This window comes from Streptomyces sp. NPDC002004, from assembly GCF_053593975.1.
On the sequence record NZ_JBSFDP010000001.1, the window covers coordinates 205,047 to 225,996 of the forward strand.

Sequence of the window (20,950 nt, forward strand, 5' to 3'; positions counted from 1 at the left end):
CCTCCTCGGCCTACGCGGCCATCCTGCCCCATGGTCGCTGGCTACACTCGCTGGCATGTCTGGCCAGTCACTGCTCGTACCAGGGGAGCTGTCCCCCACCCGTCCCGTGCCCGGAAACATCGCGCGCCCCGAATACGTGGGCAAGCCCGCGCCCACGCCCTACGCGGGACCAGAGGTCCAGGACGCCGAAACGATCGAGCGGATGCGGATCGCCGGCCGCATCGCCGCACAGGCCATGGCCGAGGCGGCGAAGATCATCGCCCCGGGCGTGACCACGGACGAGCTGGACCGGGTGGCCCACGCCTACATGTGCGACCACGGGGCCTACCCCTCGACGCTCGGCTACCGCGGCTTCCCCAAGTCCCTGTGCACCTCGGTCAACGAGGTGATCTGCCACGGCATCCCCGACTCGACGGTGCTGCGTGACGGCGACATCGTCAACCTCGACGTGACCGCGTACATCGGCGGGGTCCACGGCGACAACAACGCGACGTATCTCGTCGGGGACGTCGACGACGAGAGCCGGCTGCTCGTGGAGCGGACCCGCGAGGCGCTGAACCGGGCGATCAAGGCCGTGAAGCCGGGCCGCCAGATCAACGTCATCGGGCGGGTCATCGAGTCGTACGCCAAGCGGTTCGGATACGGCGTGGTCCGTGACTTCACCGGGCACGGCATCAACTCGTCGTTCCACTCGGGGCTGATCGTCCCGCACTACGACAGCCCGCACGCGACGACCGTGATGCAGCCGGGGATGACGTTCACGATCGAGCCGATGCTCACGCTCGGGACCCATGAGTACGACATGTGGGACGACGGCTGGACGGTGGTCACCAAGGACCGCCGTCGCACGGCCCAGTTCGAGCACACCCTCGTGGTCACGACCGCCGGGGCGGACATCCTGACCCTGCCGTAGGGCGGCCACCCGGGCCCGCCCTCACCTTCCGCGCCCGCCCGGCCCCGCACGGGGCCGGGCGGGTGCGTCGTATCCGGGGCCGGGCGCGTCCACCGGGCCCCGACCTGGCGTCCGGGCCGCGCGGTGATCGTCCGGCGGCCCTTCGCGGACATGCTCCGCGCGCGTGGCCGGAAGCCCTCCCCCGCCTCCCCGTGCCACATGGGGCCGCGGGGTCCGGGCAGGGATTTCGGGGTAGCGTCTTTACCGACACCATGTCGGGAAACTCGGGTGGAGGGTCAGCAGCCATGGAGAGTGCGCCGTTCTCGGCGGTCATCCGCACCGCGTCGCACGCACAGCACACCGAGGCGGAGGCCTCGTCGTTCATGGGAGACCTGCTCGGGGGCCGGCTCGGCGTGGACGCGTACGCGCGGTACACCGAGCAGCTGTGGTTCGTGTACCGCGCCCTGGAGGACGGCGCGGACGGGCTGCGCGACGATCCTCTGGCGGGGCCCTTCATACGGCCCGAGCTGATGCGGGTGGGCGAACTGGAGCGGGACCTCGCACATCTGCGGGGTCCCCGCTGGCGCGAGGAGGCCGACCCGCTCCCGGCGACCCGGGCGTACGCGGACCGCGTCGCCGCGTGCGCACAGGGCTGGTCCGGCGGCTATGTGGCCCACCACTACACGCGCTATCTGGGCGACCTCTCCGGCGGCCAGATCATCCGCGACCGCGCGGAGAGGGCCTGGGGCTTCGCCCGCAAGGGGGACGGGGTGCGCTTCTACGTCTTCGAGGGCATCGGCAACCCCGCCGCGTTCAAGCGGGAGTACCGCGCCCTGCTCGACGCGGTCGCCGTGGACGACCTGGAGAAGCAGCGGATCGTCGCCGAGTGCAAGCGGGCGTTCGCGTTCAACACCGCGGTGTTCCAGGCGCTCGGCGCCGAGTTCCCGCTGACCGCGTGATCGAAGCGGGGCTCCCGCCCGCCCCGCGCCTCAAGTGCGGGGGAAGCCGGGTACGGCCGACTCCAGCCTGACCCGGCCGCCCACCTCGATCCACCCTCCGGGCCCCGGCGCCGTGAGGATCTGCGATCCCCTGCCCTGGGTGATGTTGAGCGCCCGGCCCAGCTCCGCCGTGAGGAGCAGGGCCGCGGCCCCGGTGGCCTCGTCCTCGGCGATGTTGTCGTCGCGCCCGGGAAAGGCGCGGGCCCGTACGCGCCCCGCGGCCTCGTCCTCCCATGCCCAGGCGTACACCCACTCGCCGGGCGGCGGCACGGGCAGCGCGTCGACCTCGGCGGCCGAGGCGTACCGCCGCAGCGTGCGCGCGGGCGCCCACTCGGGCCGCGCCTCGATCCAGCTGAACTCGCCGTCGAGCCGGGTGCCGACGGGCCCGGCCGGGGTGACCAGCTCGGGCACGTCCAGCAGCCAGGCCACCCCGACGCACGGGTGTCCGGCGAAGGGCAGCCGCAGGGACGGCGTGTAGATGTCGATGACGCCGCGCTCGGGGTCGTCGACGAAGACGGTCTCGCTGTAGCCGAGCTTTCCGGCCAGCGCCTGGCGGTCCTCTTGGGCGGGGACGGTGGCCCCGTTCCGTACGACGGCGAGCTCGTTCCCGTCCCGGCCGCCGGGCCCGCAGAAGACGCGCAGGAGGTCGTAATCAGTCACTCCGGCATTGAACAGGAGCGGCCACCGCCCGCGCATCCACTCACCGCCCTTGACTCTCCCTTGACCTCTGCATGACTCCTTCATGGGGCTGGCGTGATCTGCGCGCGCTCATACAGCGTCGATGAGAGCTGAATCACTGGACCCGTGGGCAGTAGTCAGGTAAGCCTCAGATAACTTAGGCCTGCCTCACTGGAACGAGGCGCCGCGCAATCCCGTCATTGGAGCCCCTATGCGAGCCGTCCGACTCTCCGTCGTCACCGCCGCCGCCACCGCGGCGGCTCTGACCGCCGTCACCGGTTGCGCGGAGAAGACCGACGGGAAAGCCTCCGGGGACCACGTCGTCAAGGTGACGGCCTCGGACGACACGTGCAAGGTGTCCAAGAAGCAGTTCCCGGCCGGGCACGTCGAGCTCGCGGTCGAGAACAAGGGCTCCAAGGTCACCGAGGTGTACATCCTCTTCCCGGACGACCGCATCGTCGCCGAGCGCGAGAACATCGGCCCGGGCACGACGCAGAACCTCACGGCCGAGGTGAAGGCGGGCTCGTACGAGATCGCCTGCAAGCCCGGTATGAAGGGCAACGGCATCCGCCAGAAGGTCACCGTGACCGGCGGCAAGGCCGCCAAGCGCGACCCGCGCCTGGACAAGGCCGTCGCCGAGTACCGCAAGTACGCCCAGGAGCAGGCCGACCGGACGCTGCCCGAGGCGAAGGCCTTCGCCGACGCCGTCAAGAAGGGCGACCTCGAGGCCGCGAAGAAGCAGTACGCCCCCTCGCGCATCGGCTGGGAGCGCACCGAGCCGGTCGCGGAGTCGTTCGGCGACATCGACCCGAAGGTCGACGTCCGCGAGGACGGCCTGGCGAGCGGCCAGGACCCGAAGACGGACTGGACGGGCTGGCACCGCCTGGAGAAGTCGCTCTGGCAGGACAAGAAGATCGGCCAGCGGGAGAAGGACCTCGCCGACCAGCTGGTCAAGGACCTGACCGACTGGCAGAAGCGCGTCGGCACCGCCGAGATCAGCCCGACCTCGATGGCCAACGGCGCCAAGGAGCTCCTCGACGAGGTCGCCACCGGCAAGGTCACCGGCGAGGAGGAGCGCTACTCCCACACCGACCTGGTCGACTTCAAGGCCAACGTCGAGGGCGCGCAGAAGTCGTACGAGCTGCTGAAGCCGGTCGCCGCCGAGAACGACCCGGCGCTCACCAAGGAGCTCGACAAGCAGTTCGCTTCGCTGAACACGCTGCTCGACAAGTACCGCAAGGACAAGAACTCCTACGACTTCACCTCGTACGACAAGGTCGGCAAGGCGGACCGCAAGCAGCTCTCGGACGCGGTGAACGCGCTCGCCGAGCCGCTGTCGAAGCTCGCCGCCGCCGTCGTCAGCAAGTAACAGCAGCCGAGCAGAGCGGGAGGGCCGATCGACCATGACGGACACGATCCGGGACGCCTCGGCGGAGTCGGGCGAGCAGGACAGTGCGCAGCAGACGCCTTCGCGGCGCTCGCTGCTGGGCTGGGGCGGCGCGGGACTCGCGCTCGGTGCCGCCGCGGCGGGCGGTGCGATGGCCGCCACGCGCGGCGGCGACGACGCGGTGCCCGTCGCGGACACCGGCGCCGCGGTGCCGTTCCACGGCGCGCACCAGGCCGGTATCGCGACGCCGGTCCAGGACCGGCTGCACTTCGCCGCGTTCGACGTGAAGACCGAGGACCGCGACGAGTTCGTGCAGCTGCTGAAGGACTGGACCGCCGCGGCGGCCCGGATGACGCAGGGCCACACGGTCGGCGAGGGCGCGTACGGCGGGCTCGCCGAGGCCCCGCCGGACGACACCGGCGAGGCGCTGGGCCTCAAGCCGTCCCGGCTGACGCTCACGATCGGCTTCGGCCCCTCCCTGTTCGACAAGTTCGGGCTGCACGAGCGGCGCCCGGAGGCACTGGTCGACCTGCCGCACTTCCCCGGCGACAACCTCGACAAGGCGCGCAGCGACGGCGACCTGTGCATCCAGGCGTGCGCGGACGACCCGCAGGTCGCGGTGCACGCGGTCCGCAACCTCGCCCGGATCGGCTTCGGCAAGGTCGCCATCCGCTGGTCGCAGCTCGGCTTCGGCAAGACCTCGTCGACCACGCCGGACGCGCAGACCCCGCGCAACCTGATGGGCTTCAAGGACGGCACCCGCAACATCGCGGGCACCGAGACGGACCGCCTCGACAAGTTCGTGTGGGTCGGCGACAAGGACACCGGCGCCAAGTCGTCCTGGATGACCGGCGGCTCGTACCTGGTCGCACGGCGTATCCGTATGAACATCGAGACCTGGGACCGCACCTCGCTCCAGGAGCAGGAGGACGTGTTCGGCCGCGACAAGGGCGAGGGAGCCCCGGTCGGCAAGGCGAAGGAGCACGACAAGCCGTTCCTGAAGGCGATGAAGCCGGACGCGCACGTCCGGCTCGCCCACCCGGACTCCAACAACGGTGTGACGATCCTGCGCCGCGGCTACTCCTTCACGGACGGCACAGACGGACTCGGCCGGCTGGAGGCGGGACTGTTCTTCCTCGCCTACCAGCGTGACGTCCGCAAGGGCTTCATCCCGCTTCAGCAGAGCCTGTCGCGCCACGATGCCCTCAACGAGTACATCCAGCACGTGAGTTCCGCCGTCTTCGCCGTCCCTCCCGGTGTCCGCGACAAGGGCGACTGGTGGGGCCGGGCGCTGTTCTCCAAGGAGGCCTGAGACGTGTTCGGGAACTATCTGATCGGTCTGCGCGAGGGCCTCGAGGCCAGTCTCGTCGTCTGCATCCTGATCGCCTATCTGGTGAAGACGGAGCGCAAGGACGCCCTGCGCCCCATCTGGATCGGCATCGGCATCGCCGTCGTGCTGGCGCTCGGCTTCGGCTTCGCGCTCACCTTCGGCTCGCAGGAGCTGACGTTCCAGGCGCAGGAGGGCCTCGGCGGCTCCCTGTCGATCATCGCGGTCGTCCTGGTCACCTGGATGGTCTTCTGGATGCGGCGCACCGCCCGTCATCTGAAGTCGGAGCTGCAGGGCAGGCTCGACGCGGCGCTGGCGATGGGCACGGGCGCGCTGGTCGCCACGGCGTTCCTCGCGGTCGGCCGTGAGGGCCTGGAGACGGCGCTGTTCGTGTGGGCGTCGGTGCGCGCCTCGAACGACGGCACGCACGGCCCGCTGATCGGCGTGATCCTCGGTCTGCTGACGGCGGTCGTCCTCGGCTGGCTGTTCTACCGCGGCGCGCTGCGCATCAACCTGGCGAAGTTCTTCACCTGGACCGGCGGCATGCTGGTCGTCGTGGCGGCGGGCGTCCTCGCGTACGGCTTCCACGACCTGCAGGAGGCCGGGTTCATCGGCGGCCTCGCCGACAAGGCCTTCGACATCAGCGCGACCATCGCGCCGGACAGCTGGTACGGGACGCTGCTGAAGGGCGTGTTCAACTTCCAGCCCGACCCGACCGTCGTGCAGGTGACGGTGTGGGCGCTGTACCTGATCCCGACGCTCGCGCTGTTCCTCTCCTCCGTCGGCTTCGGCCCCAAGAAGCCGGCGTCGCAGCCGGCTTCCCCGGTCCGCGAGGAAGTCTGAACCGCACCACCCGGCGCCCGGCCGGCCACCCCGTACCACGGCGGGGCGGCCGGCCGGGCGCCGTTCGTCATCCCGTCGTTCCGCGGCTTCCCGGCCCCGGTAAGGTTTCGCCTCCGGGAAGGGGAAGGTGAAGGGACCCGATGAGCAGGCTTCGCAGGCTGGGCCGGCGCGTTCCCGCGGCGGCGACGGTGACGGTACTCGCCGCGACGGCGAGCGGGTGTGTGACGGTGCACGGGGAGCGGGAGGTGATCCCGGCGGCGACCAGGACCGAGGCCGCCCGTGCCCTCAAGAGCTTCACCACCGCCTACAACAAGGCCGACAAGGCCTTCGACCCCGCCCTCGACGCGAGCCGGGTCGACGGTGCGCTGGGCGACATCAACCAGGCCGGCCTGAAGGCCAAGCACGCCGGCAACCCGGGTGGCAATCCCGACTTCTCGCCCCTGGTGCTGACGGACGCGAAGTTCACGGTCCCCAGGATGGCCGGCTGGCCCAAGTTCTTCCTGGCCGACACCGAGTCGAACCGGAACGCCGACCCGAAGCACCCCGACCGCTGGCTCGTCGTCTTCACCCGCAGCGGCCCCGACGCGGTGTGGGAGGCGACCTATCTGACGATCGTCCCGCCCGCCAAGGTGCCGTCCTTCGCCGAGGACGGGAAGGGCTGGGCCCGGCCCGTGTCGCCGGACTCCACGGCTCTGGCGGTCGCGCCCAGGGACCTCAGCCCGGGCTACGCGAGGTATCTGGCGGACGGCGGTGACGCCTTCGCCCCCGGACAGCACACCTCGCAGTGGCGCGCCCAGCGCAAGAAGAACGCGACCCGCCCCGGACTGTCCACGCAGTACATCGACCAGCCCCTGTCCGGCGGCGCGTACGCGCCCGTGGGGCTGCGCACGACCGACGGCGGCGCCCTCGTCTTCTTCGCCACCCACCACTACGAGAAGCAGACGGCCGCCAAGGGCCTGAACCTGAACATAAGCCCCGACGTCAAGGCTCTGATGACGGGCGACGCCAAGCAGTCCGTCACCCTGGAGCGGGTCTCCAACCAGGCGGTCCTGGACCCGGAGCAAACGGCCGCCGACCACCGGGTGGAGTTCCTGAACCGGATCCAGGGCCTCACGGGGGCGGTGGGCGAATAGCGGCCCCGCGCAGGGCCCGCGGCGCCCTCCCAGGAGCCGGGCGCGGGGCTACGGCACGACGTCGGCCGTGGCCTCGGTCAGGCAGTCCGTCAGTACCTCGAGGAGGGTCAGGGGTTCGGGAAGCGGATGCTCCGGTCCGCGGACCCAGGTGACCTGTCCGGAGTCACCGGCCAGCCGGGCGGGCGGCATCAGCACGTACGAACCCCGGCAGTGCCACCGCAGCCCGGGGTGCTCGTCCATCGTCTCCGGGTGGCAGTCGAGTTCGCACGGCCACCACTCGTCCTCGTCCTCCGGCGTCCCCCGGGTGAGCGTGAAGAAGAGCATCCGCCCGTCCCCGCCCTCCGGAACGCTCTCGGCGACGGGCCCCACCTCGACACCGGCCTCGAGCAGCCGTCGCAGCGCCTCGCGCCCCGCATCGACGGGGACGTCGAGGACGTCGTGGGTCATCCCGGTGGCGGTGATGAAGTTGGCGTCGGGCTGCTCCCGGGACCACCGCTCGATCTGCGCACGGTCGGTCGTGGCCTGGGTCTGCCAGGCGAAGGAGAGCGGATGCCGGGCGGGCGTGGGGCAGCCGATCCGTTCGCACGAACACCGGTAGCCGACCGGGTGTGCGGCGGGCGCGAGCGGCAGACCGGCCTGTGCAGCGGCCAGCAACAGGTCCTCCCGGCCGCCGTCGTCCGTCGCGCCCTTCGGACGGCGACCACGCAGCCACTGGGAAATCCTGCCCTGTCCGCCGGACCGGCGACCGAACTCAGTGCCCATCTCTCCCCTCACCTCGCCCTAGTGCCGTGCTGTCCTGTGCCGTGCTGTGCCGTCCATGGTGGCACCATCCTGCGCGCCGGGTGGCCGGAGCCCCCATCCGGGGTGCTCCGGACGATGCTTCCTCCGGATGACATCAGGGGGCATGTCCCGATTTGCCCGCCTACGGTGGGCCTCATGGTCACAAGGAGTGTGCTGACGGGGCTGCTGTCACTGACCCTCACCGCGCCGGCCGGCGTGCCGCTCCCGCTCGAGTGGGGCGGCAGCCCGCTGACGATGGCGTCACTCCCCCGCGTCGTGTACACGGCCCACCGCGGCGGCGCCCTGGAGGTGCCCGAGAACAGCATGTCCGGGCTGACGGCCGCCTTCCGGCGCGGGACGGCGCAGGTGCTCGACTTCGACACGCGGATGCTGCGCGACGGCACGGTCGTGGTCATGCACGACGCGGATCTGGACCGCACGACGTACTCCACGGGGCCGGTGAAGGACCTCACGGCCGACGAGTGGCGCGCGGTGCGGCTGCGTCCGGACGAGGCACTGCCGGGCCACTGGGCCGCCGAGCGCCCGGCGACGGTCGCCGAGGTCCTGGACCGCTTCGGCGGCCGCACCGTGCTGACCCTGGAGGCGAAGGACCCGGCGAGCCTGGACACCCTGGCCGGGATGATCGGGGAACGCGGGCTGACGCGTTCCGTGCTGGTGAACTCCAACCGCCCCGAGGTCGCCGAGCAGGCGCACCGGCTGGGCCTGCTCGCCCAGCTGTGGCGGTCGGACGAACAGCTGCGGACGGACCGGCCCGAGCGCTGGGCGTCCTTCGTGACCGTCCTCGACGTGGACCATCGGGCCAGGGACGCCGATCTCGTACGCGCCGTCCGCTCGGGCGTCCCGCACGTCTGGGCGCACACGGTGAACACCCCGGCGGAACGCGACCGTGTGCTGCGGCTGGGCTGCGACGGGGTCCTGTCGGACGCGCCGGGGCTGCTCGCCCGTACGCCGGTGCGCGCGGGACCGGGCTCGGGATGACGCCCTCCCGGCCCGGCGGGAGTGATGCGCGCAAGGGCTCGGTGCGGGGCGGGGCTTGGGGGCTCGGCGCGGGCAGGGCGCGGGTGCTCAGCGCGGGGTGAGGCCGTGCAGGGCGTACTCGACGAGGGTGTCGGCGTAGGCGTGACTCAGGGGGCCGGTCCGCTGGAGCCAGCGCTGGGCGAGCGGTGACACGAAGAGCTCCAGCGCGATGCGCGGGTCGATGTCGGCGCGCACCTCGCCGGCGCGCTGGGCGGAGCGGAGCCGCTCGACGTACAACTGGAGCTGTGGTTCGAGGAGCTGGGCGACGAACTCGGCGCCGAGCCGGGCGTCGATCAGGCCCTCGGCGGCCAGGGCGCGGGCGGGGGCATCGAAGGCGGGGTCGAGAAGTTCGTCGACGGTGGCCCGCAGCACGAACTTCAGGTCGGCCTCCAGATCCCCGGTGTCGGGGAAGGGGTACGCGCCGCTCGTCCCGCCCGCGGCCGCGGCGGCCTGCTCCCCGCGGTCGAGGAAGGCCTCGAGGAGCACATCGGCCTTCGACGGCCACCAGCGGTAGATGGTCTGCTTGCCGACACCGGCGCGGGCGGCGATGCCCTCGATGGTGGTCCGTGCGTAGCCCGCCTCGCCGACGAGGGCGAGGGCGGCTTCGTAGATGGCGCGTCGCGAGCGCTGGCTGCGGCGCGCGGCGTCGGGGGCTGGTTTCGACGGAGTCGACGAGTCGGTGTTCGAGGCCATGGCTCGAATCTAACAGTGGTACGAGTCGAGACGTGCCGTCTCGGACCCGGCCCGTTGGCCGGGAACCACGGGCCCGGGGTGACATGACGTCCGGAAGACCGGGCGGCGACGCGCCCATTGCACAGAATGAACGTCTGCACAATCACCCGTTCGGTGCACAGCGCAGGGGCCTCGGAGACCGCACCATGGGCATCAGCTGCCCGCAGCAGGCGCAGCAGCAGACCCTGCGGTTGTGAGGAGACCTCATTGCCCCGACGTCACGCCACACCCCGGCGTTATCTCATGTGCCCACCGGCGCACTTCAAGGTCACGTACTCCATCAACCCCTGGATGGATCCCGCGAAACCGGTCGACGTCCCGCTCGCCCTCGCCCAGTGGGAGGACCTGCGTGACCGCTACCGCTCGCTCGGCCACACCGTCGACGTGCTCGAGCCCCGCGAGTCGCTGCCCGACATGGTGTTCGCGGCCAACGGTGCGACCGTGGTCGACGGACGGGTGCTGCTCGCCCGGTTCGCCTTCGCGGAACGCACGGCCGAGGCCGAGGCCCATGCGCAGTGGTTCCGCTCCCAGGGCTTCGACGACGTGCACGAGCCGGTCCACGTCAACGAGGGCGAGGGCGACTTCGCGGTCACCGCGTCGTACATCCTGGCCGGGCGCGGCTTCCGGGCGAGTCCCCTGTCGCACGGTGAGGCACAGGAGTACTTCGGCCGGCCCGTGATCGGCCTCGACCTCGTGGACCCCCGCTACTACCACCTGGACACGGCCCTCGCCGTCCTCGACGACGCGGCGGACCACGTCATGTACTACCCGGGCGCGTTCTCGCCGGGCAGCCAGGCCGTGCTGCGCCGGCTGTTCCCCGACGCTCTGGTCGTCGAGGAGAGGGACGCGAGCGCCTTCGGCCTGAACTCCGTCTCCGACGGCCTGCATGTGCTGGTGCCGCAGGCGGCGCTCGGGCTGTTCGCGCCGCTGCGGGAGCGCGGCTTCGAGCCGATCGGCATGGACCTCTCCGAACTACTCAAGGGCGGCGGCAGCGTGAAGTGCTGCACCCAGGAGCTGCGGCTGTAGCCCTCACTCGGCGGGCGGCGGCCAGGCGTCGCCCCAGTCCGCGTCCCGGGCCGCGCGGTAGAGCGCCCCGTGCCGCTTGGTCACCGTGTCCCGGCGGAGCACCTCGTCGGCCGTGCACAGGTCGAGGAGTACCTGCCCCTTGCGGATCTGGGGCCGCCGCACGACCCGGGAGGTGGCGGGCCCGACGGGGAACCTGGTCGCCGCCACATAGCTGAACTTCTCGTCCTCGTACGCGAGGGAGCCGCCCTTGACCTGCCGGTGCAGCGACGAGCGGCTCACCCGCGCCGAGAAGTGGCACCAGTCGGTGCCGGGCACGATGGGGCACGCCGCATCGTGCGGGCACGGGGCGGCGATGTGGAAACCGGCGTCCACGAGCCGCTGCCGGGCCTCGATGATGCGGGCGTAGCCGTCGGGGGTGCCCGGTTCGACGATCACCACCGCCCGGGCGGCACGGGCCGCGGCGTCCACCACCACGTGCCGGTCGTTCTCGGTGAGTTCGCCGAGCACGTAGCTGACGGTCACGAGGTCGGTGGCGTCGATGCCGAGCGTCGCGCCGATACGGGTGCGGCGCCACTCGGTGGTGCCGTGCAGCACCGGGTTGGCGGCGGCCAGCTCGCGGCCGAGTGCGAGGGCCGGCTCGGCCCAGTCGAGGACGGTCACCGGGCGGGGCCGGGGCCAGGTCGCGGCGACCGCCCAGGTCGCGGCGCCCGTGCCGCCGCCGACGTCCACATGGCTCTCGGGCGTCCAGGTCTCGGGGGCCGCGTCCGCGAGGGCGGCGAGGGCCGCGCGCACCGCTTCGAAGGTCGCGGGCATCCGGTAGGCGGCGTAGGCGGCTACGTCGGAGCGGTCCCGCAGGACGGGGGCGTCGGTCGGGGTGCGGCCGCGGTAGTTCTCGATGAGACGCGCGACGGCCTGCGCTGCCTGCGAGGGCGGGAGCCCGTCCAGCAGCGCGTCGAGCGCGGCGCGCAGGGTTTCGGCGGAGGGCACGGGGTCGTTCACCCCGTGATTCTAGGCTCCGTCCGGCAGCCCCCCGCCGCCCCCGCCGGGCCCGCACCCACCGCGGCACGGACGCGCGGCCCGCCCCGCCACGGGCGGTCCTTCCTCCCCGGTGCCCCAGGAGCCCGCCCCGTGCTTCCTGGGCCCGGCTGGCCCGTGCTTCCAGGGCCCGGCTGCCCCGTCTCTCCAGGGCCTGCCCCGCGCCTGCAGAGGCCCGGTGCCCCCGGTTCCTCAGGAACCCGGGAGGTGCCCCGGGGCGACGGCACCCCCTGGCCGGGTCACCCCGCGGCGCGTGCCAGCCAGGTCGCCGCCGCGGCCCGCGGCCCGTTGTCCGGCCCCCGGCGGACGGGGTGGACCGTGTTCGCGAGCAGCACCAGGAACGTGTCGGTGGCCCGGTCGAGGACCAGGGACGTGCCCGTGAACCCCGTGTGGCCCGCCGCGCCGCGCCCGGCGAGCTCGCCCATGAACCAGGGCTGGTCGAGCGCGAAGCCCAGTCCGGGTGCGGTCAGCATCAGGTCGACGTAGTCGGAGCCCAGGATCCGGGCGGGCCCGTAGGCACCGCCGGACAGCAGGGCACGGCAGAGGACCGCGAGGTCCCGTGCGGTCGAGAAGAGTCCGGCATGGCCCGCGACCCCGCCGAGCGCCCACGCGTTCTCGTCGTGGACGTCCCCCCGCAGCATCCCCCGGTCCGCCTTGGCCCAGGGCCGCCGCTGGTCCTCGGTCGCCGCGGCCCCGGGGCACGGTCCGAACCCGGTGTCCGTCATTCCGAGCGGCCGGGTGATCCCGTCCCGGACCAGGACGTCCAGCGTCCGCCGGGTGATCCGCTCCAGAACGTGCTGGAGCAGCAGCATGTTCAGGTCGGAGTAGCGGTAGGCGCCGGGCGGCGACGAGGGGGGCTCCGCGAACAGCGCGGCCTGCCGCGCCGCCCGGTCCGGCAGTGCGTACAGCGGGAGTTCGGGCCGCAGCCCGGACGTGTGCGTCAGCAGCTGCCGCACGGTGGTGCCGTGGGCGGCGGCGCCGGTCAGCTCGGGCGCGTACGCGGCGATCCGCGCGTCGATGCCGAGCGTGCCGCGCTCCAGCTGCTGCACCGCCGCGATGGTCGTGAAGAGCTTGGTGAGCGAGGCGAGGTCGACAGGGGTGTCCGTACCCATCGGCACCCACCGGGCGCGCGGCAGCTCGACGCCCGCCTCGACGTGCGGGTCGTACGCGGCGTACCGGACGGCCCAGCCCGCCGCCTCCTCGACGGCGATCACCGGCCCGCGCCCGGCGACGACCACCGTGCCCGCGCACCAGGGCCGCGGTCCCTCGGGCAGGGCGCGCACCCCGTCGACGAGCCGGGCGAGCGCGTCGGGGTCGAGCCCGGCGCGCTCCGGGGTGCCGGTGCGCAGTCGTGCGGTGCTCAGCCCGCCACCTCCTCGTCGTCCGGTGCATGCTCTGCCCGCTGCGGCCGTACGTGCGGGGGACGCGGGCGCAGCGGACGGCACAGTCCCACGAAGCATCCGACGGCGACCAGTGCGGAGGCCAGCTGGACGACGGCCATCGGGACGGCGGTGTGCTCGCCCGCGACGCCGACGAGCGGCGAGGCGACCGCGCCGATCAGGAAGGCGGAGGTACCGATGAGCGCGGACGCGGAACCGGCGGCGTGTTCGGCGCGCAGCAGCGCGAGGGTGTTGGTGTTGGGCATGACGAGGCCCATCGCGGACATCAGCACGAACAGCGCGGCGGCGACGGGGGCGAGCCCGACGTCGCCGAGGACGCCGCTCGTCATGAGCAGGAGCGCGGCCGCGGCGAGCGTGATCACGGCGAGGCCCGCCCCGAGCGCCTTGTCGAGGCTGACCCGGCCGGCGAGCACCTTGCCGTTGATCTGGCCCACGGTGACCAGGCCGACCGAGTTGAGGCCGAAGAGCAGCGAGAAGGTCTGCGGCGAGGCCCCGTAGATGTCCTGGATGACGAACGGCGAGGCCGAGATGTACGCGAACAGCGCGGCGAACGCGAAGCCGCCCGCGATCATGTACCCGCTGAAGGCGCGGTCGCCGAGCAGCCCGCGCATGGTGCGCAGCGCCTCACCCACGCCTCCCGCGTGCCTGCGTGCGGGTTCCAGCGTCTCGGGGAGCCGGAACCAGACGAGCGTGGTGAGGAGGGTGCCGACGGCGGTGAGGACGTAGAACACGCCCCGCCAGTCGGTGAAGCGGAGCACCTGTCCGCCGATGAGCGGAGCGACGATCGGCGCGGTGCCCGAGATCAGCATGAGGGTGGAGAAGAACCGCGCCATGGCCACGCCGTCGTACAGATCGCGGACGACGGCGCGGGCGATGACGATGCCCGCGGCGCCCGCGAGGCCCTGCGCGAGGCGGAAGGCGATGAGCAGTGCGACGTTCGGCGCGAAGGCACAGGCGGCGGTGGCGGCGACGTAGACGAGCAGTCCGATGAGCAACGGCCGTCTGCGGCCCCACTTGTCGCTCATCGGGCCGACGACGAGCTGGCCGAGCGCCATGCCGGCGAGGCAGCCGGCGAGGGTGAGCTGCACGGTCGCGGCGGGCGCGTGCAGCGAGGAGGTCACCTCCGGGAGCGCCGGGAGGTACATGTCCATGGACAGGGGCGGTACGGCGGTGAGGCCGCCGAGCGCGAGGGTGACGAGGATGCCGGTGCGGCGGAGCGCGCGGGAGGCACGCCCCGCCTCCGGTATGCCGTCCGTGCCTTCTGTGCCGTCCGGGTGGTCGTCCTCGCGCCGTTGCGTGCTCGGCTCGCGCTCGGGCATGCTCCCCTCCCTGCTCGTCGGTCCGGCGTCCATGTTCTCAGCTCGGCCGGGCCGGCCGGGAGGCCCGCCGCATGGTGGACGGTGAGCTCCGCCGGCCCGTCCCTCCCGTACTCTGCGGGCCCATGAACGACGTGCAATCGAAGATCGCGATCGTCACCGGCGCGGGCTCCGGCATCGGCCGCGCCGTCGCCGTGGAACTGCTGCGCGAGGGCTGGTCGGTGGCGCTGGCCGGACGGCGCGAGGAGGCCCTGGCGGAGACGGCGGCACTGGCCACGGGCGGGAAGGCCGTCCGGGTGCCCACCGACGTGTCGCGCCCGGACGACGTGGCCGCGCTGTTCGCCACGGTCCGCGAGCGGTTCGGCCGCCTCGATCTGCTCTTCAACAACGCGGGTACGTTCGGACCGGGCGGCGTCCCGGTGGAGGAACTGTCGTACGACGCGTGGCGGCATGTCGTCGACACCAACCTGAACGGTGCGTTCCTCTGCGCGCAGGCGGCGTTCCGGCAGATGAAGGAGCAGGACCCGCAAGGCGGGCGGATCATCAACAACGGCTCCATCTCCGCGCATGTCCCGCGCCCGCACTCGGTGGCGTACACCACGACCAAGCACGCCATGACGGGCCTGACCAAGTCGTTGTCCCTGGACGGCCGCCCCTACCGCATCGCCTGCGGCCAGATCGACATCGGCAATGCCGCGACCGTCATGACAGCGCGCATGCGCACCGGGGTCCTCCAGGCGAACGGCGAGCTCGCGGTCGAGCCGGTGATGGACGTGGCCGACGTGGCGCGGACGGTACGGCACATGGCGGAACTCCCGCTCGAGGCGAATGTGCAGTTCGCGACGGTGATGGCGACGACGATGCCGTACATCGGGCGGGGCTGAGGGGGCGGGGCGGGGCGGGACGGAGCCCCGGCGCGGAGAGCGGGAGGGGGAAGGGCCGCGGGCGCGGTACGGGGGCATGGGGCGCCGCGGGCGCGGTACGGGGCGGGCCCGGTACGCGGCCGGGACGGGGGCGGGCCCGAGGCGGGCCGGGAGCGGTACGGGCCCGAGGCGGGCGGGACCGGGAGCGGGGCTCGCGCCGGGGTGCGGCCGTACGCCGGGGCGGTTCCCGACGGTGCCGGTGAGCGGTGCGTTGCACGCGGAGCGGAATCTCCACAATCGGATGCTCAAATTCCGGACCTGTTCGGCCCGTTAGCTCCCTTATGCTCGGCATCTCTCCATTGGACCTTCACACTTGGAGCACGTGTTGCGCATACGTTCCGTGGGCCCGTCCGCGCTCATCGTCGCCGTCCCGCCGGCCTCACCCATGGCCACGGCACCCGCGTCGACGCAGGCCCGGCCGGTCGAGCCCGACGGCACGCTGCCCGACACCCGCTCCCGCACGACCCGCGGCCCCGGACCCGAGAACGGCCACTGAGGCCCTGAAGCCAATTTCCAGGGGGTGGGCAGCCGTTCCGCGGCGACGGGTGGGGGTGGCCCCGCTTGGGACGCGGGAATGCCTTGGGCCGCGGAGCGGTTGCCCTGCACTATGAGTGCCTCTGGAGATGAACAGCGCCACACGGCCGACGTACTGCGCTACACGGCCTTCACCACCGATCCCGCGGGCGGAAACCCTGCCGGGATCGTCCTCGATGCATCCGGACTCGACGCCGCCGCCATGACGGCGATCGCCGCGGAACTCGGCTACAGCGAGTCCGCGTTCCTGACCCCGCCCCCAGCCGGGCTCGACGCCGAGCCCGGCCGCGGCTTCACCGTCCGCTACTTCAGCCCGAAGGCCGAGGTGCCGTTCTGCGGCCATGCGACGGTGGCCACGGCGGTGGCGCTGGCCGAGCGGCACGGCACCGGGCCGTACGTGTTCGCAACGCGCGCGGGCACCGTGCCGGTCACCGTGGACACGGTCGACGGAGTGCTCCGGGCGACGCTCACCAGCGTCGAGCCGCACGTCGAGGACGTCTCCGACGGGGACCTCGCTGAGGCCCTGGCCGCGCTCGACTGGCCCGCGGACGACCTCGACCCGGCGCTGCCGCCGCGCATCGCCTACGCGGGCGCTCGCCACCTCGTGATCGGCGCCGCCACCCGTGCGCGCCTCGCCGACCTCGCGTACGACTTCCCGCGCCTCGAAGCGCTGATGCACCGCCTCGACCTCACCACCGTGCAACTCGTCCACCGTGCATCGGAGTTCACCTTCCACGTCCGCGATCCGTTCCCGGTGGGCGGCGTGGTCGAGGACCCGGCGACGGGCGCGGCGGCCGCCGCCTTCGGTGCGTACGCGCGCGAGCTCGGCCTCGTGCCCGCCGCGGCCGAACTCACCCTGCACCAGGGCGAGGACATGGGCCGCCCCGGCGTCCTGACGGTGACCCTGCGGGAGGGGGACCAGCGGGTGCGGGTGGGCGGGGCTGCGGTGCGGATCCCTGCGCCGTGACGTCCTGGCCCTGCTCCGGGACGCCCTGGGAGGGCAGCAGGCGGGTCGCGACGCGGGCGAGACGGGCGGCGAAGACCCGCTCCGCATCCGGGGTCAGCGTGCGCAGGGCCACCATCGCCGTGATGATCACGTCGCAGAGCTCCGCCTGCACGTCGTCCCACGAGTGGGTGGCCCCCTTGCGGGGGTTCTGCCCGGTCGCGCCGATCACGGCCTGAGCGACCTCGCCGACCTCCTCGGACAGCTTCAGCATCCGCAGGAGCAGGGCCTCCCGGGGGCCGAACCTGTTGTGCGCGTCGAGCCGGGCGAGCAGTCGCTCGACGGTGCGCCAGAGGTCGCCCCCGGGGTCACGGCCCGGGACGGCGGGGTCGTGGCCCGGGACGGCGGGGTCCGAGTCAAGGGCTCCGCCCTCCGCGTCAAGGGCCCCGAAGTCTGCGACAGGGTCTCCGGGGCCCGCGTCAGGAGCTGCGGACTTCGTTTCCGGCGCTGCGGAGTGCACCTCCGGCGCTGCGGAGTTCACTTCCGGCACTGCGCGGTCGTCCATGGGAGCAGCCTCCCACGCCCCCGTACCCGTACCTTCGGGCCGCCGGGCGGTCAGTCGTCCGCCATCGGCAACTCGCCGCCCTCGTCGGCCGCGTGCTGCACCCGGACCTTCTTCGTCCGCTCCCCCACCACCATCAGCGTGACCGCCGCGGTGACGGCGAAGGCGGCCGGTACCATCCAGCCCTGGTTGGTGGTGTGTCCGAGGGCGTGGTCCAGGGAGTACCGCCCGGGGCCGGTGACGGCGAGGCCCGCCGCCGCCAGGCCGAGGTACGCCGCGTACTCGTAGCCGCCGCCCTGGCTGAAGAAGCCCTGCGGAGCGTGCACCGCGGCGGCGCCGCCCATCGCACCCGCGGCGGCGGCACCGGCCGCGGGGGTGGCGAGCCCCAGGGCCAGCAGGGCTCCGCCGCCCGCCTCCGCCAGTCCCGCGGCTACCGCGCTCGCCTTGCCCGGCCGGTAGCCGACGGACTCCATGAAGGCCCCGGTGCCCTCGATGCCGCCGCCCCCGAACCAGCCGAACAGCTTCTGCGCGCCGTGCGCGGCCAGGACACCGCCCGTTCCCAGCCGGAGCAGCAGCAGCCCCAGATCACGTCGGTCGAAACAGGTCACGTCGCTTCTCCTCGCGTCGCCGGGCTCCTCTCGGTCCACCGTCGCACCGGTGCGCACCCGGCCACGCGGCCCGCGCGGCCGTTCGGGTGGCGGAGCGGCGGCGGACCCGCCCCCACGGGCCCGGGCGCGGCGGGACCGGGACCCCTCGGCGCCTCGGACGACGGGGGCGGGGCAGGCACCAAGCCACAGAGGCCCCCGTCCCGGCGGCCCGGCGGACGAGTGGCGGGAGCGCCCGCCGGGTGTGAGCCTGCTGCCCAGGCCCGTCCCCCGCGAGGAGAGTGCTCAGACGATGTCCATCCAGGTGTCCCGGCTCAGCGAACCCACCGTCCGCGCCTTCGTCACCGCCGTCAACGCGCACGACCGCGACGCCTTCAGGGCGACGCTCGCGCCGGGCGCGACCATGTCCGACGACGGATCCGAGCGCGACCTCGACAACTGGACCGAACAGGAGATCTTCGCCTCCCGCGCCCATATGGACATCGACAAGGAGTCGGCCGGCGGTCTGTCCTTGCTCGTGAGCTACCGCAACGACACCTGGGGCGAGATGCGCACCAAGTGGGACTTCACGGTGGAGGGCGGCAAGGTCGCCCGCTTCGAGACCGGCCAGGCATAGCGGCTCGGGCAGCATCCGAGCGTCCGCCACCGAGCGCAGCGCCACAGGCACCCGAAGATCACAGGACGTACGCTCATGCACATGGTTGATCATCGGATGGTTGACGTGAACGGGGTCCGGCTGCACATCGCCGAACAGGGCGAGGGCCCCCTGGTGGTGCTCCTGCACGGCTTCCCTGAGTCGTGGCACTCCTGGAACCGGCAGTTCGGCCCGCTGGCCGATGCCGGCTTCCGAGTGGTCGCCCCCGACCAGCGTGGATACGGACGCAGCGACCATCCCGACGCCGTCGACGCGTACACCATCTTCCACCTGGTCGGCGACGTCGTCGGACTGATCCGGACGCTGGGCGAGGAGCAGGCGTACGTCGTCGGGCACGACTGGGGCGCGCCGGTCGCCTGGCACACCGCGCTGCTGCGACCCGACATGGTGCGCGGGGTGGCCGGGCTGAGCGTGCCGCCCCCCTTCCGGGGGACGGAGCCTCCGCTGGCCGCCATGGACAAGAGGTTCGGCGGCCGCTTCTACTGGAACTACTTCAACCGCCCCGGTGTCGCCGACGCGGAGTTCGCCAGGGACGTCCGGACCACCCTGCGGAAGTTCTTCTACTCGGCCTCCGGCTCCGCGTCTCGGACCGGCGAGGTCATGCAGCCCCTGGTCGAACCCGGGCACGGCTGGCTCGATTCCATGCCGGACCCCGACGTACTGCCGGAGTGGTTCACGGAGGACGACCTCGACGCGCTCACCGAGAGCTTTTCCCAGGGTTTCACCGGGGGTCTCAACTGGTACCGCAACCTCGACCGCAACTGGGAACTGACCGCTCCGTGGCACGGCGCCGTGGTCACCCGGCCCGCCCTGTACATGTACGGCGACCGCGACCTCGTCCCCGCCTTCCCCGGCACACCCGAACTCATCGCGAAACTCCCCGATCTGATGCCCAGCCTGTGGCGCAAGCCCCTCGAACTGGCCGGCTGCGGACACTGGACCCAGCAGGAACGCCCGGACGAGGTGAACGCGGCACTCATCGAATTCCTCAGGGCCTGCTCCTGAGCGGGCGGGCCTGCCGCATCGTCGACCCCCGGGAACGGACGGTCCGGCCGACCGGCGCCAAGCGAGCGCGGGGAGAAGCGACTTCGCCGGCTCCGGATCAGGCGCGGTCGCGGCGGATCAATGCATCGTAGGCGCCGAAACGCGGAACGGACTCCCAGTTGCCGGCGACATCGATGCCGTGGCGGCTCTCCGTGGATTCCTCGCCGTCGACTTCCACCGTGCGACGAATGATTCCGTCAGTGGTGAACTCGTAGGACTCCATGCGCTCCACGTCTGCGTATCCGCCTCGCTCCTGCGTATCGCCGTAGTCGTACGAGGTTGCCGTCTCCAGGAAAAGAGATCCGTCGATGAGGGTGAAGGTGTGGTCGAGGGAGTCGCGACCGCGTCCGTCCATGAAGACGACCGAGGCGTAACCGGTCTCCAGTCGCATTTCCACCCGCAGCACCGGGGCCGAGTGCTCATCAGGGGATGCGACAGCGGTGTACAACTCGCCGACCGCATGCCTGACCTGAGCCCGCTCGGGGGTGAGCGGGTTCAGAGGTGTCTCGGCAAGGCGGTTCCACTGCTCGCAGTAGGTCCAGATCATGCCTGCTTCAGCCCGTGCCCTTCGGTAGCCGGTTGAAAGGCCGGAAGGGGTCTCCGATGTGGATCGGAGACCCTTTCCGAGGCAAAGCCGCAAGTGGCGGCAGACGAGTCGGGCTGTACGCCGGGTTCTGTTCCGTGGGGTCCTCGCGGGCCCCACGGCGACGGCCATCCATCTAGGACCGGCGTTGCCGCCGGTCTCGTGCGGTCTACCCGCGGACTCGGGCGGGCAGCCCTCGAACATCCGCGCAGAGCCGCTTTTCACGGCGGCCCCTTCTTGACCTTGCTCCGGGTGGGGTTTACCTAGCCGCCTGGGTCACCCCAGGCGCTGGTGGTCTCTTACACCACCGTTTCACCCTTACCGAGGACCGAGATCCCCGGCGGTCTGCTTTCTGTGGCACTGTCCCGCGGGTCACCCCGGGTGGCCGTTAGCCACCACCCTGCCCTGTGGAGCCCGGACGTTCCTCGGGAAGGTCCCCGGTGAGGGGGGCCTCCACGCGGCCGTCCGCCCGGCTCGTCTGCCGTGGCGACCATGTTACCCGGCGTGCCCGGTGCC

21 protein-coding genes, 1 other RNA gene and 1 pseudogene are annotated in these 20,950 nt (G+C 72.3%); 13 read left to right on the top strand and 10 right to left on the bottom strand.

The window, feature by feature from the left end:
• Positions 1-55: 55 nt before the first annotated feature.
• Positions 56-913, top strand: a complete 858-nt coding sequence (gene map / locus ACWCP6_RS00845) for a type I methionyl aminopeptidase (RefSeq protein ID WP_450930153.1) — start codon at positions 56-58, stop codon at positions 911-913.
• Positions 914-1,197: 284 nt separating this feature from the next.
• Entirely contained in the window at positions 1,198-1,851 is a 654-nt protein-coding gene (locus ACWCP6_RS00850) for a biliverdin-producing heme oxygenase (RefSeq protein ID WP_450930154.1), read from the top strand.
• 30 nt (positions 1,852-1,881) lie between these two features.
• Here ACWCP6_RS00850 and ACWCP6_RS00855 read toward each other — a convergent pair whose 3' ends face one another.
• The gene (locus ACWCP6_RS00855) at positions 1,882-2,550 is read right to left on the bottom strand and encodes a PhzF family phenazine biosynthesis protein (RefSeq protein WP_450930155.1); all 669 of its coding nucleotides are present in this window, start codon (positions 2,548-2,550) and stop codon (positions 1,882-1,884) included.
• 229 nt (positions 2,551-2,779) lie between these two features.
• Between ACWCP6_RS00855 and efeO the strand changes: the two genes are divergently transcribed.
• The 4 genes from efeO (at position 2,780) to ACWCP6_RS00875 (ending at position 7,258) form a co-directional block, all read left to right on the top strand.
• Complete coding sequence (efeO, locus tag ACWCP6_RS00860) at positions 2,780-3,937, top strand: iron uptake system protein EfeO (RefSeq protein ID WP_450930156.1); 1,158 nt, start codon at positions 2,780-2,782, stop codon at positions 3,935-3,937.
• Between the two features lie 34 nt (positions 3,938-3,971).
• Positions 3,972-5,267, top strand: coding sequence for an iron uptake transporter deferrochelatase/peroxidase subunit (gene efeB / locus ACWCP6_RS00865; RefSeq protein WP_450930157.1), 1,296 nt, complete (start codon positions 3,972-3,974; stop codon positions 5,265-5,267).
• Between the two features lie 3 nt (positions 5,268-5,270).
• On the top strand, positions 5,271-6,125 hold the full coding sequence (gene efeU, locus ACWCP6_RS00870; RefSeq protein ID WP_450930158.1) for an iron uptake transporter permease EfeU: 855 nt from the start codon (positions 5,271-5,273) through the stop codon (positions 6,123-6,125).
• A gap of 140 nt (positions 6,126-6,265) precedes the next feature.
• Positions 6,266-7,258, top strand: a complete 993-nt coding sequence (locus ACWCP6_RS00875) for a hypothetical protein (RefSeq protein ID WP_450930159.1) — start codon at positions 6,266-6,268, stop codon at positions 7,256-7,258.
• 48 nt (positions 7,259-7,306) lie between these two features.
• Here ACWCP6_RS00875 and ACWCP6_RS00880 read toward each other — a convergent pair whose 3' ends face one another.
• Positions 7,307-8,020, bottom strand: coding sequence for a bifunctional DNA primase/polymerase (locus ACWCP6_RS00880; protein WP_450930160.1), 714 nt, complete (start codon positions 8,018-8,020; stop codon positions 7,307-7,309).
• Between the two features lie 174 nt (positions 8,021-8,194).
• Here ACWCP6_RS00880 and ACWCP6_RS00885 point away from each other — a divergent pair, with 174 nt between their 5' ends.
• Positions 8,195-9,037, top strand: a complete 843-nt coding sequence (locus ACWCP6_RS00885) for a glycerophosphodiester phosphodiesterase (protein ID WP_450930161.1) — start codon at positions 8,195-8,197, stop codon at positions 9,035-9,037.
• Positions 9,038-9,124: 87 nt separating this feature from the next.
• On the opposite strand, the gene ACWCP6_RS00890 is transcribed toward ACWCP6_RS00885, so the two are convergent.
• Entirely contained in the window at positions 9,125-9,769 is a 645-nt protein-coding gene (locus ACWCP6_RS00890) for a TetR/AcrR family transcriptional regulator (protein WP_450930162.1), read from the bottom strand.
• Between the two features lie 246 nt (positions 9,770-10,015).
• Between ACWCP6_RS00890 and ddaH the strand changes: the two genes are divergently transcribed.
• Positions 10,016-10,834, top strand: coding sequence for a dimethylargininase (ddaH, locus tag ACWCP6_RS00895; protein WP_450930163.1), 819 nt, complete (start codon positions 10,016-10,018; stop codon positions 10,832-10,834).
• Between the two features lie 3 nt (positions 10,835-10,837).
• Here ddaH and ACWCP6_RS00900 read toward each other — a convergent pair whose 3' ends face one another.
• The 3 genes from ACWCP6_RS00900 to ACWCP6_RS00910 form a co-directional block, all read right to left on the bottom strand.
• Positions 10,838-11,833: a small ribosomal subunit Rsm22 family protein gene (locus tag ACWCP6_RS00900; protein WP_450930164.1), complete on the bottom strand. Its 996-nt coding sequence runs from the start codon at positions 11,831-11,833 to the stop codon at positions 10,838-10,840.
• Between the two features lie 275 nt (positions 11,834-12,108).
• On the bottom strand, positions 12,109-13,314 hold the full coding sequence (locus ACWCP6_RS00905; RefSeq protein WP_450930165.1) for a serine hydrolase domain-containing protein: 1,206 nt from the start codon (positions 13,312-13,314) through the stop codon (positions 12,109-12,111).
• Complete coding sequence (locus tag ACWCP6_RS00910) at positions 13,230-14,588, bottom strand: multidrug effflux MFS transporter (RefSeq protein ID WP_450930166.1); 1,359 nt, start codon at positions 14,586-14,588, stop codon at positions 13,230-13,232. Before ACWCP6_RS00910 ends, ACWCP6_RS00905 begins: the two co-directional genes overlap by 85 nt.
• A gap of 122 nt (positions 14,589-14,710) precedes the next feature.
• On the opposite strand from ACWCP6_RS00910, the gene ACWCP6_RS00915 reads away from it, so the two are divergent.
• The 3 genes from ACWCP6_RS00915 to ACWCP6_RS00925 all read left to right on the top strand — a co-directional run bounded on the left by ACWCP6_RS00915 (position 14,711) and on the right by ACWCP6_RS00925 (position 17,009).
• Positions 14,711-15,469, top strand: a complete 759-nt coding sequence (locus ACWCP6_RS00915) for an SDR family oxidoreductase (protein ID WP_450930167.1) — start codon at positions 14,711-14,713, stop codon at positions 15,467-15,469.
• A 361-nt stretch (positions 15,470-15,830) separates the two neighbouring features.
• On the top strand, positions 15,831-16,004 hold the full coding sequence (locus tag ACWCP6_RS00920) for a hypothetical protein (RefSeq protein WP_450930168.1): 174 nt from the start codon (positions 15,831-15,833) through the stop codon (positions 16,002-16,004).
• A 111-nt stretch (positions 16,005-16,115) separates the two neighbouring features.
• Positions 16,116-17,009 (top strand): PhzF family phenazine biosynthesis isomerase, encoded by an 894-nt coding sequence (locus ACWCP6_RS00925; protein WP_450930169.1) that lies wholly within the window; start codon positions 16,116-16,118, stop codon positions 17,007-17,009.
• A gap of 34 nt (positions 17,010-17,043) precedes the next feature.
• On the opposite strand, the pseudogene ACWCP6_RS00930 reads toward ACWCP6_RS00925, so the two are convergent.
• Positions 17,044-17,319: pseudogene (locus ACWCP6_RS00930) on the bottom strand (MazG-like family protein); the annotation flags it as partial.
• Positions 17,320-17,600: 281 nt separating this feature from the next.
• The gene (locus ACWCP6_RS00935) at positions 17,601-18,155 is read right to left on the bottom strand and encodes a DoxX family membrane protein (protein ID WP_450930170.1); all 555 of its coding nucleotides are present in this window, start codon (positions 18,153-18,155) and stop codon (positions 17,601-17,603) included.
• 289 nt (positions 18,156-18,444) lie between these two features.
• On the opposite strand from ACWCP6_RS00935, the gene ACWCP6_RS00940 reads away from it, so the two are divergent.
• On the top strand, positions 18,445-18,768 hold the full coding sequence (locus ACWCP6_RS00940; protein WP_450930171.1) for a nuclear transport factor 2 family protein: 324 nt from the start codon (positions 18,445-18,447) through the stop codon (positions 18,766-18,768).
• A 96-nt stretch (positions 18,769-18,864) separates the two neighbouring features.
• Positions 18,865-19,812, top strand: coding sequence for an alpha/beta fold hydrolase (locus tag ACWCP6_RS00945; protein WP_450930534.1), 948 nt, complete (start codon positions 18,865-18,867; stop codon positions 19,810-19,812).
• Positions 19,813-19,909: 97 nt separating this feature from the next.
• Here ACWCP6_RS00945 and ACWCP6_RS00950 read toward each other — a convergent pair whose 3' ends face one another.
• Entirely contained in the window at positions 19,910-20,398 is a 489-nt protein-coding gene (locus tag ACWCP6_RS00950) for a hypothetical protein (protein ID WP_450930172.1), read from the bottom strand.
• A 100-nt stretch (positions 20,399-20,498) separates the two neighbouring features.
• Positions 20,499-20,911, bottom strand: an RNA gene (gene rnpB / locus ACWCP6_RS00955) — RNase P RNA component class A.
• Between the last annotated feature and the right edge of the window lie 39 nt (positions 20,912-20,950).

Coding starts and splice junctions, on each gene's coding strand:
- map (WP_450930153.1), top strand. CDS start 56: ATGTCTGGCCAGTCACTGCTCGTACCAGGGGAGCTGTCCCCCACCCGT.
- ACWCP6_RS00850 (WP_450930154.1), top strand. CDS start 1,198: ATGGAGAGTGCGCCGTTCTCGGCGGTCATCCGCACCGCGTCGCACGCA.
- efeO (WP_450930156.1), top strand. CDS start 2,780: ATGCGAGCCGTCCGACTCTCCGTCGTCACCGCCGCCGCCACCGCGGCG.
- efeB (WP_450930157.1), top strand. CDS start 3,972: ATGACGGACACGATCCGGGACGCCTCGGCGGAGTCGGGCGAGCAGGAC.
- ACWCP6_RS00875 (WP_450930159.1), top strand. CDS start 6,266: ATGAGCAGGCTTCGCAGGCTGGGCCGGCGCGTTCCCGCGGCGGCGACG.
- ACWCP6_RS00880 (WP_450930160.1), bottom strand. CDS start 8,020: ATGGGCACTGAGTTCGGTCGCCGGTCCGGCGGACAGGGCAGGATTTCC.
- ACWCP6_RS00885 (WP_450930161.1), top strand. CDS start 8,195: ATGGTCACAAGGAGTGTGCTGACGGGGCTGCTGTCACTGACCCTCACC.
- ACWCP6_RS00890 (WP_450930162.1), bottom strand. CDS start 9,769: ATGGCCTCGAACACCGACTCGTCGACTCCGTCGAAACCAGCCCCCGAC.
- ACWCP6_RS00910 (WP_450930166.1), bottom strand. CDS start 14,588: ATGCCCGAGCGCGAGCCGAGCACGCAACGGCGCGAGGACGACCACCCG.
- ACWCP6_RS00915 (WP_450930167.1), top strand. CDS start 14,711: ATGAACGACGTGCAATCGAAGATCGCGATCGTCACCGGCGCGGGCTCC.
- ACWCP6_RS00925 (WP_450930169.1), top strand. CDS start 16,116: ATGAGTGCCTCTGGAGATGAACAGCGCCACACGGCCGACGTACTGCGC.
- ACWCP6_RS00940 (WP_450930171.1), top strand. CDS start 18,445: ATGTCCATCCAGGTGTCCCGGCTCAGCGAACCCACCGTCCGCGCCTTC.
- ACWCP6_RS00945 (WP_450930534.1), top strand. CDS start 18,865: ATGGTTGACGTGAACGGGGTCCGGCTGCACATCGCCGAACAGGGCGAG.
- ACWCP6_RS00950 (WP_450930172.1), bottom strand. CDS start 20,398: ATGATCTGGACCTACTGCGAGCAGTGGAACCGCCTTGCCGAGACACCT.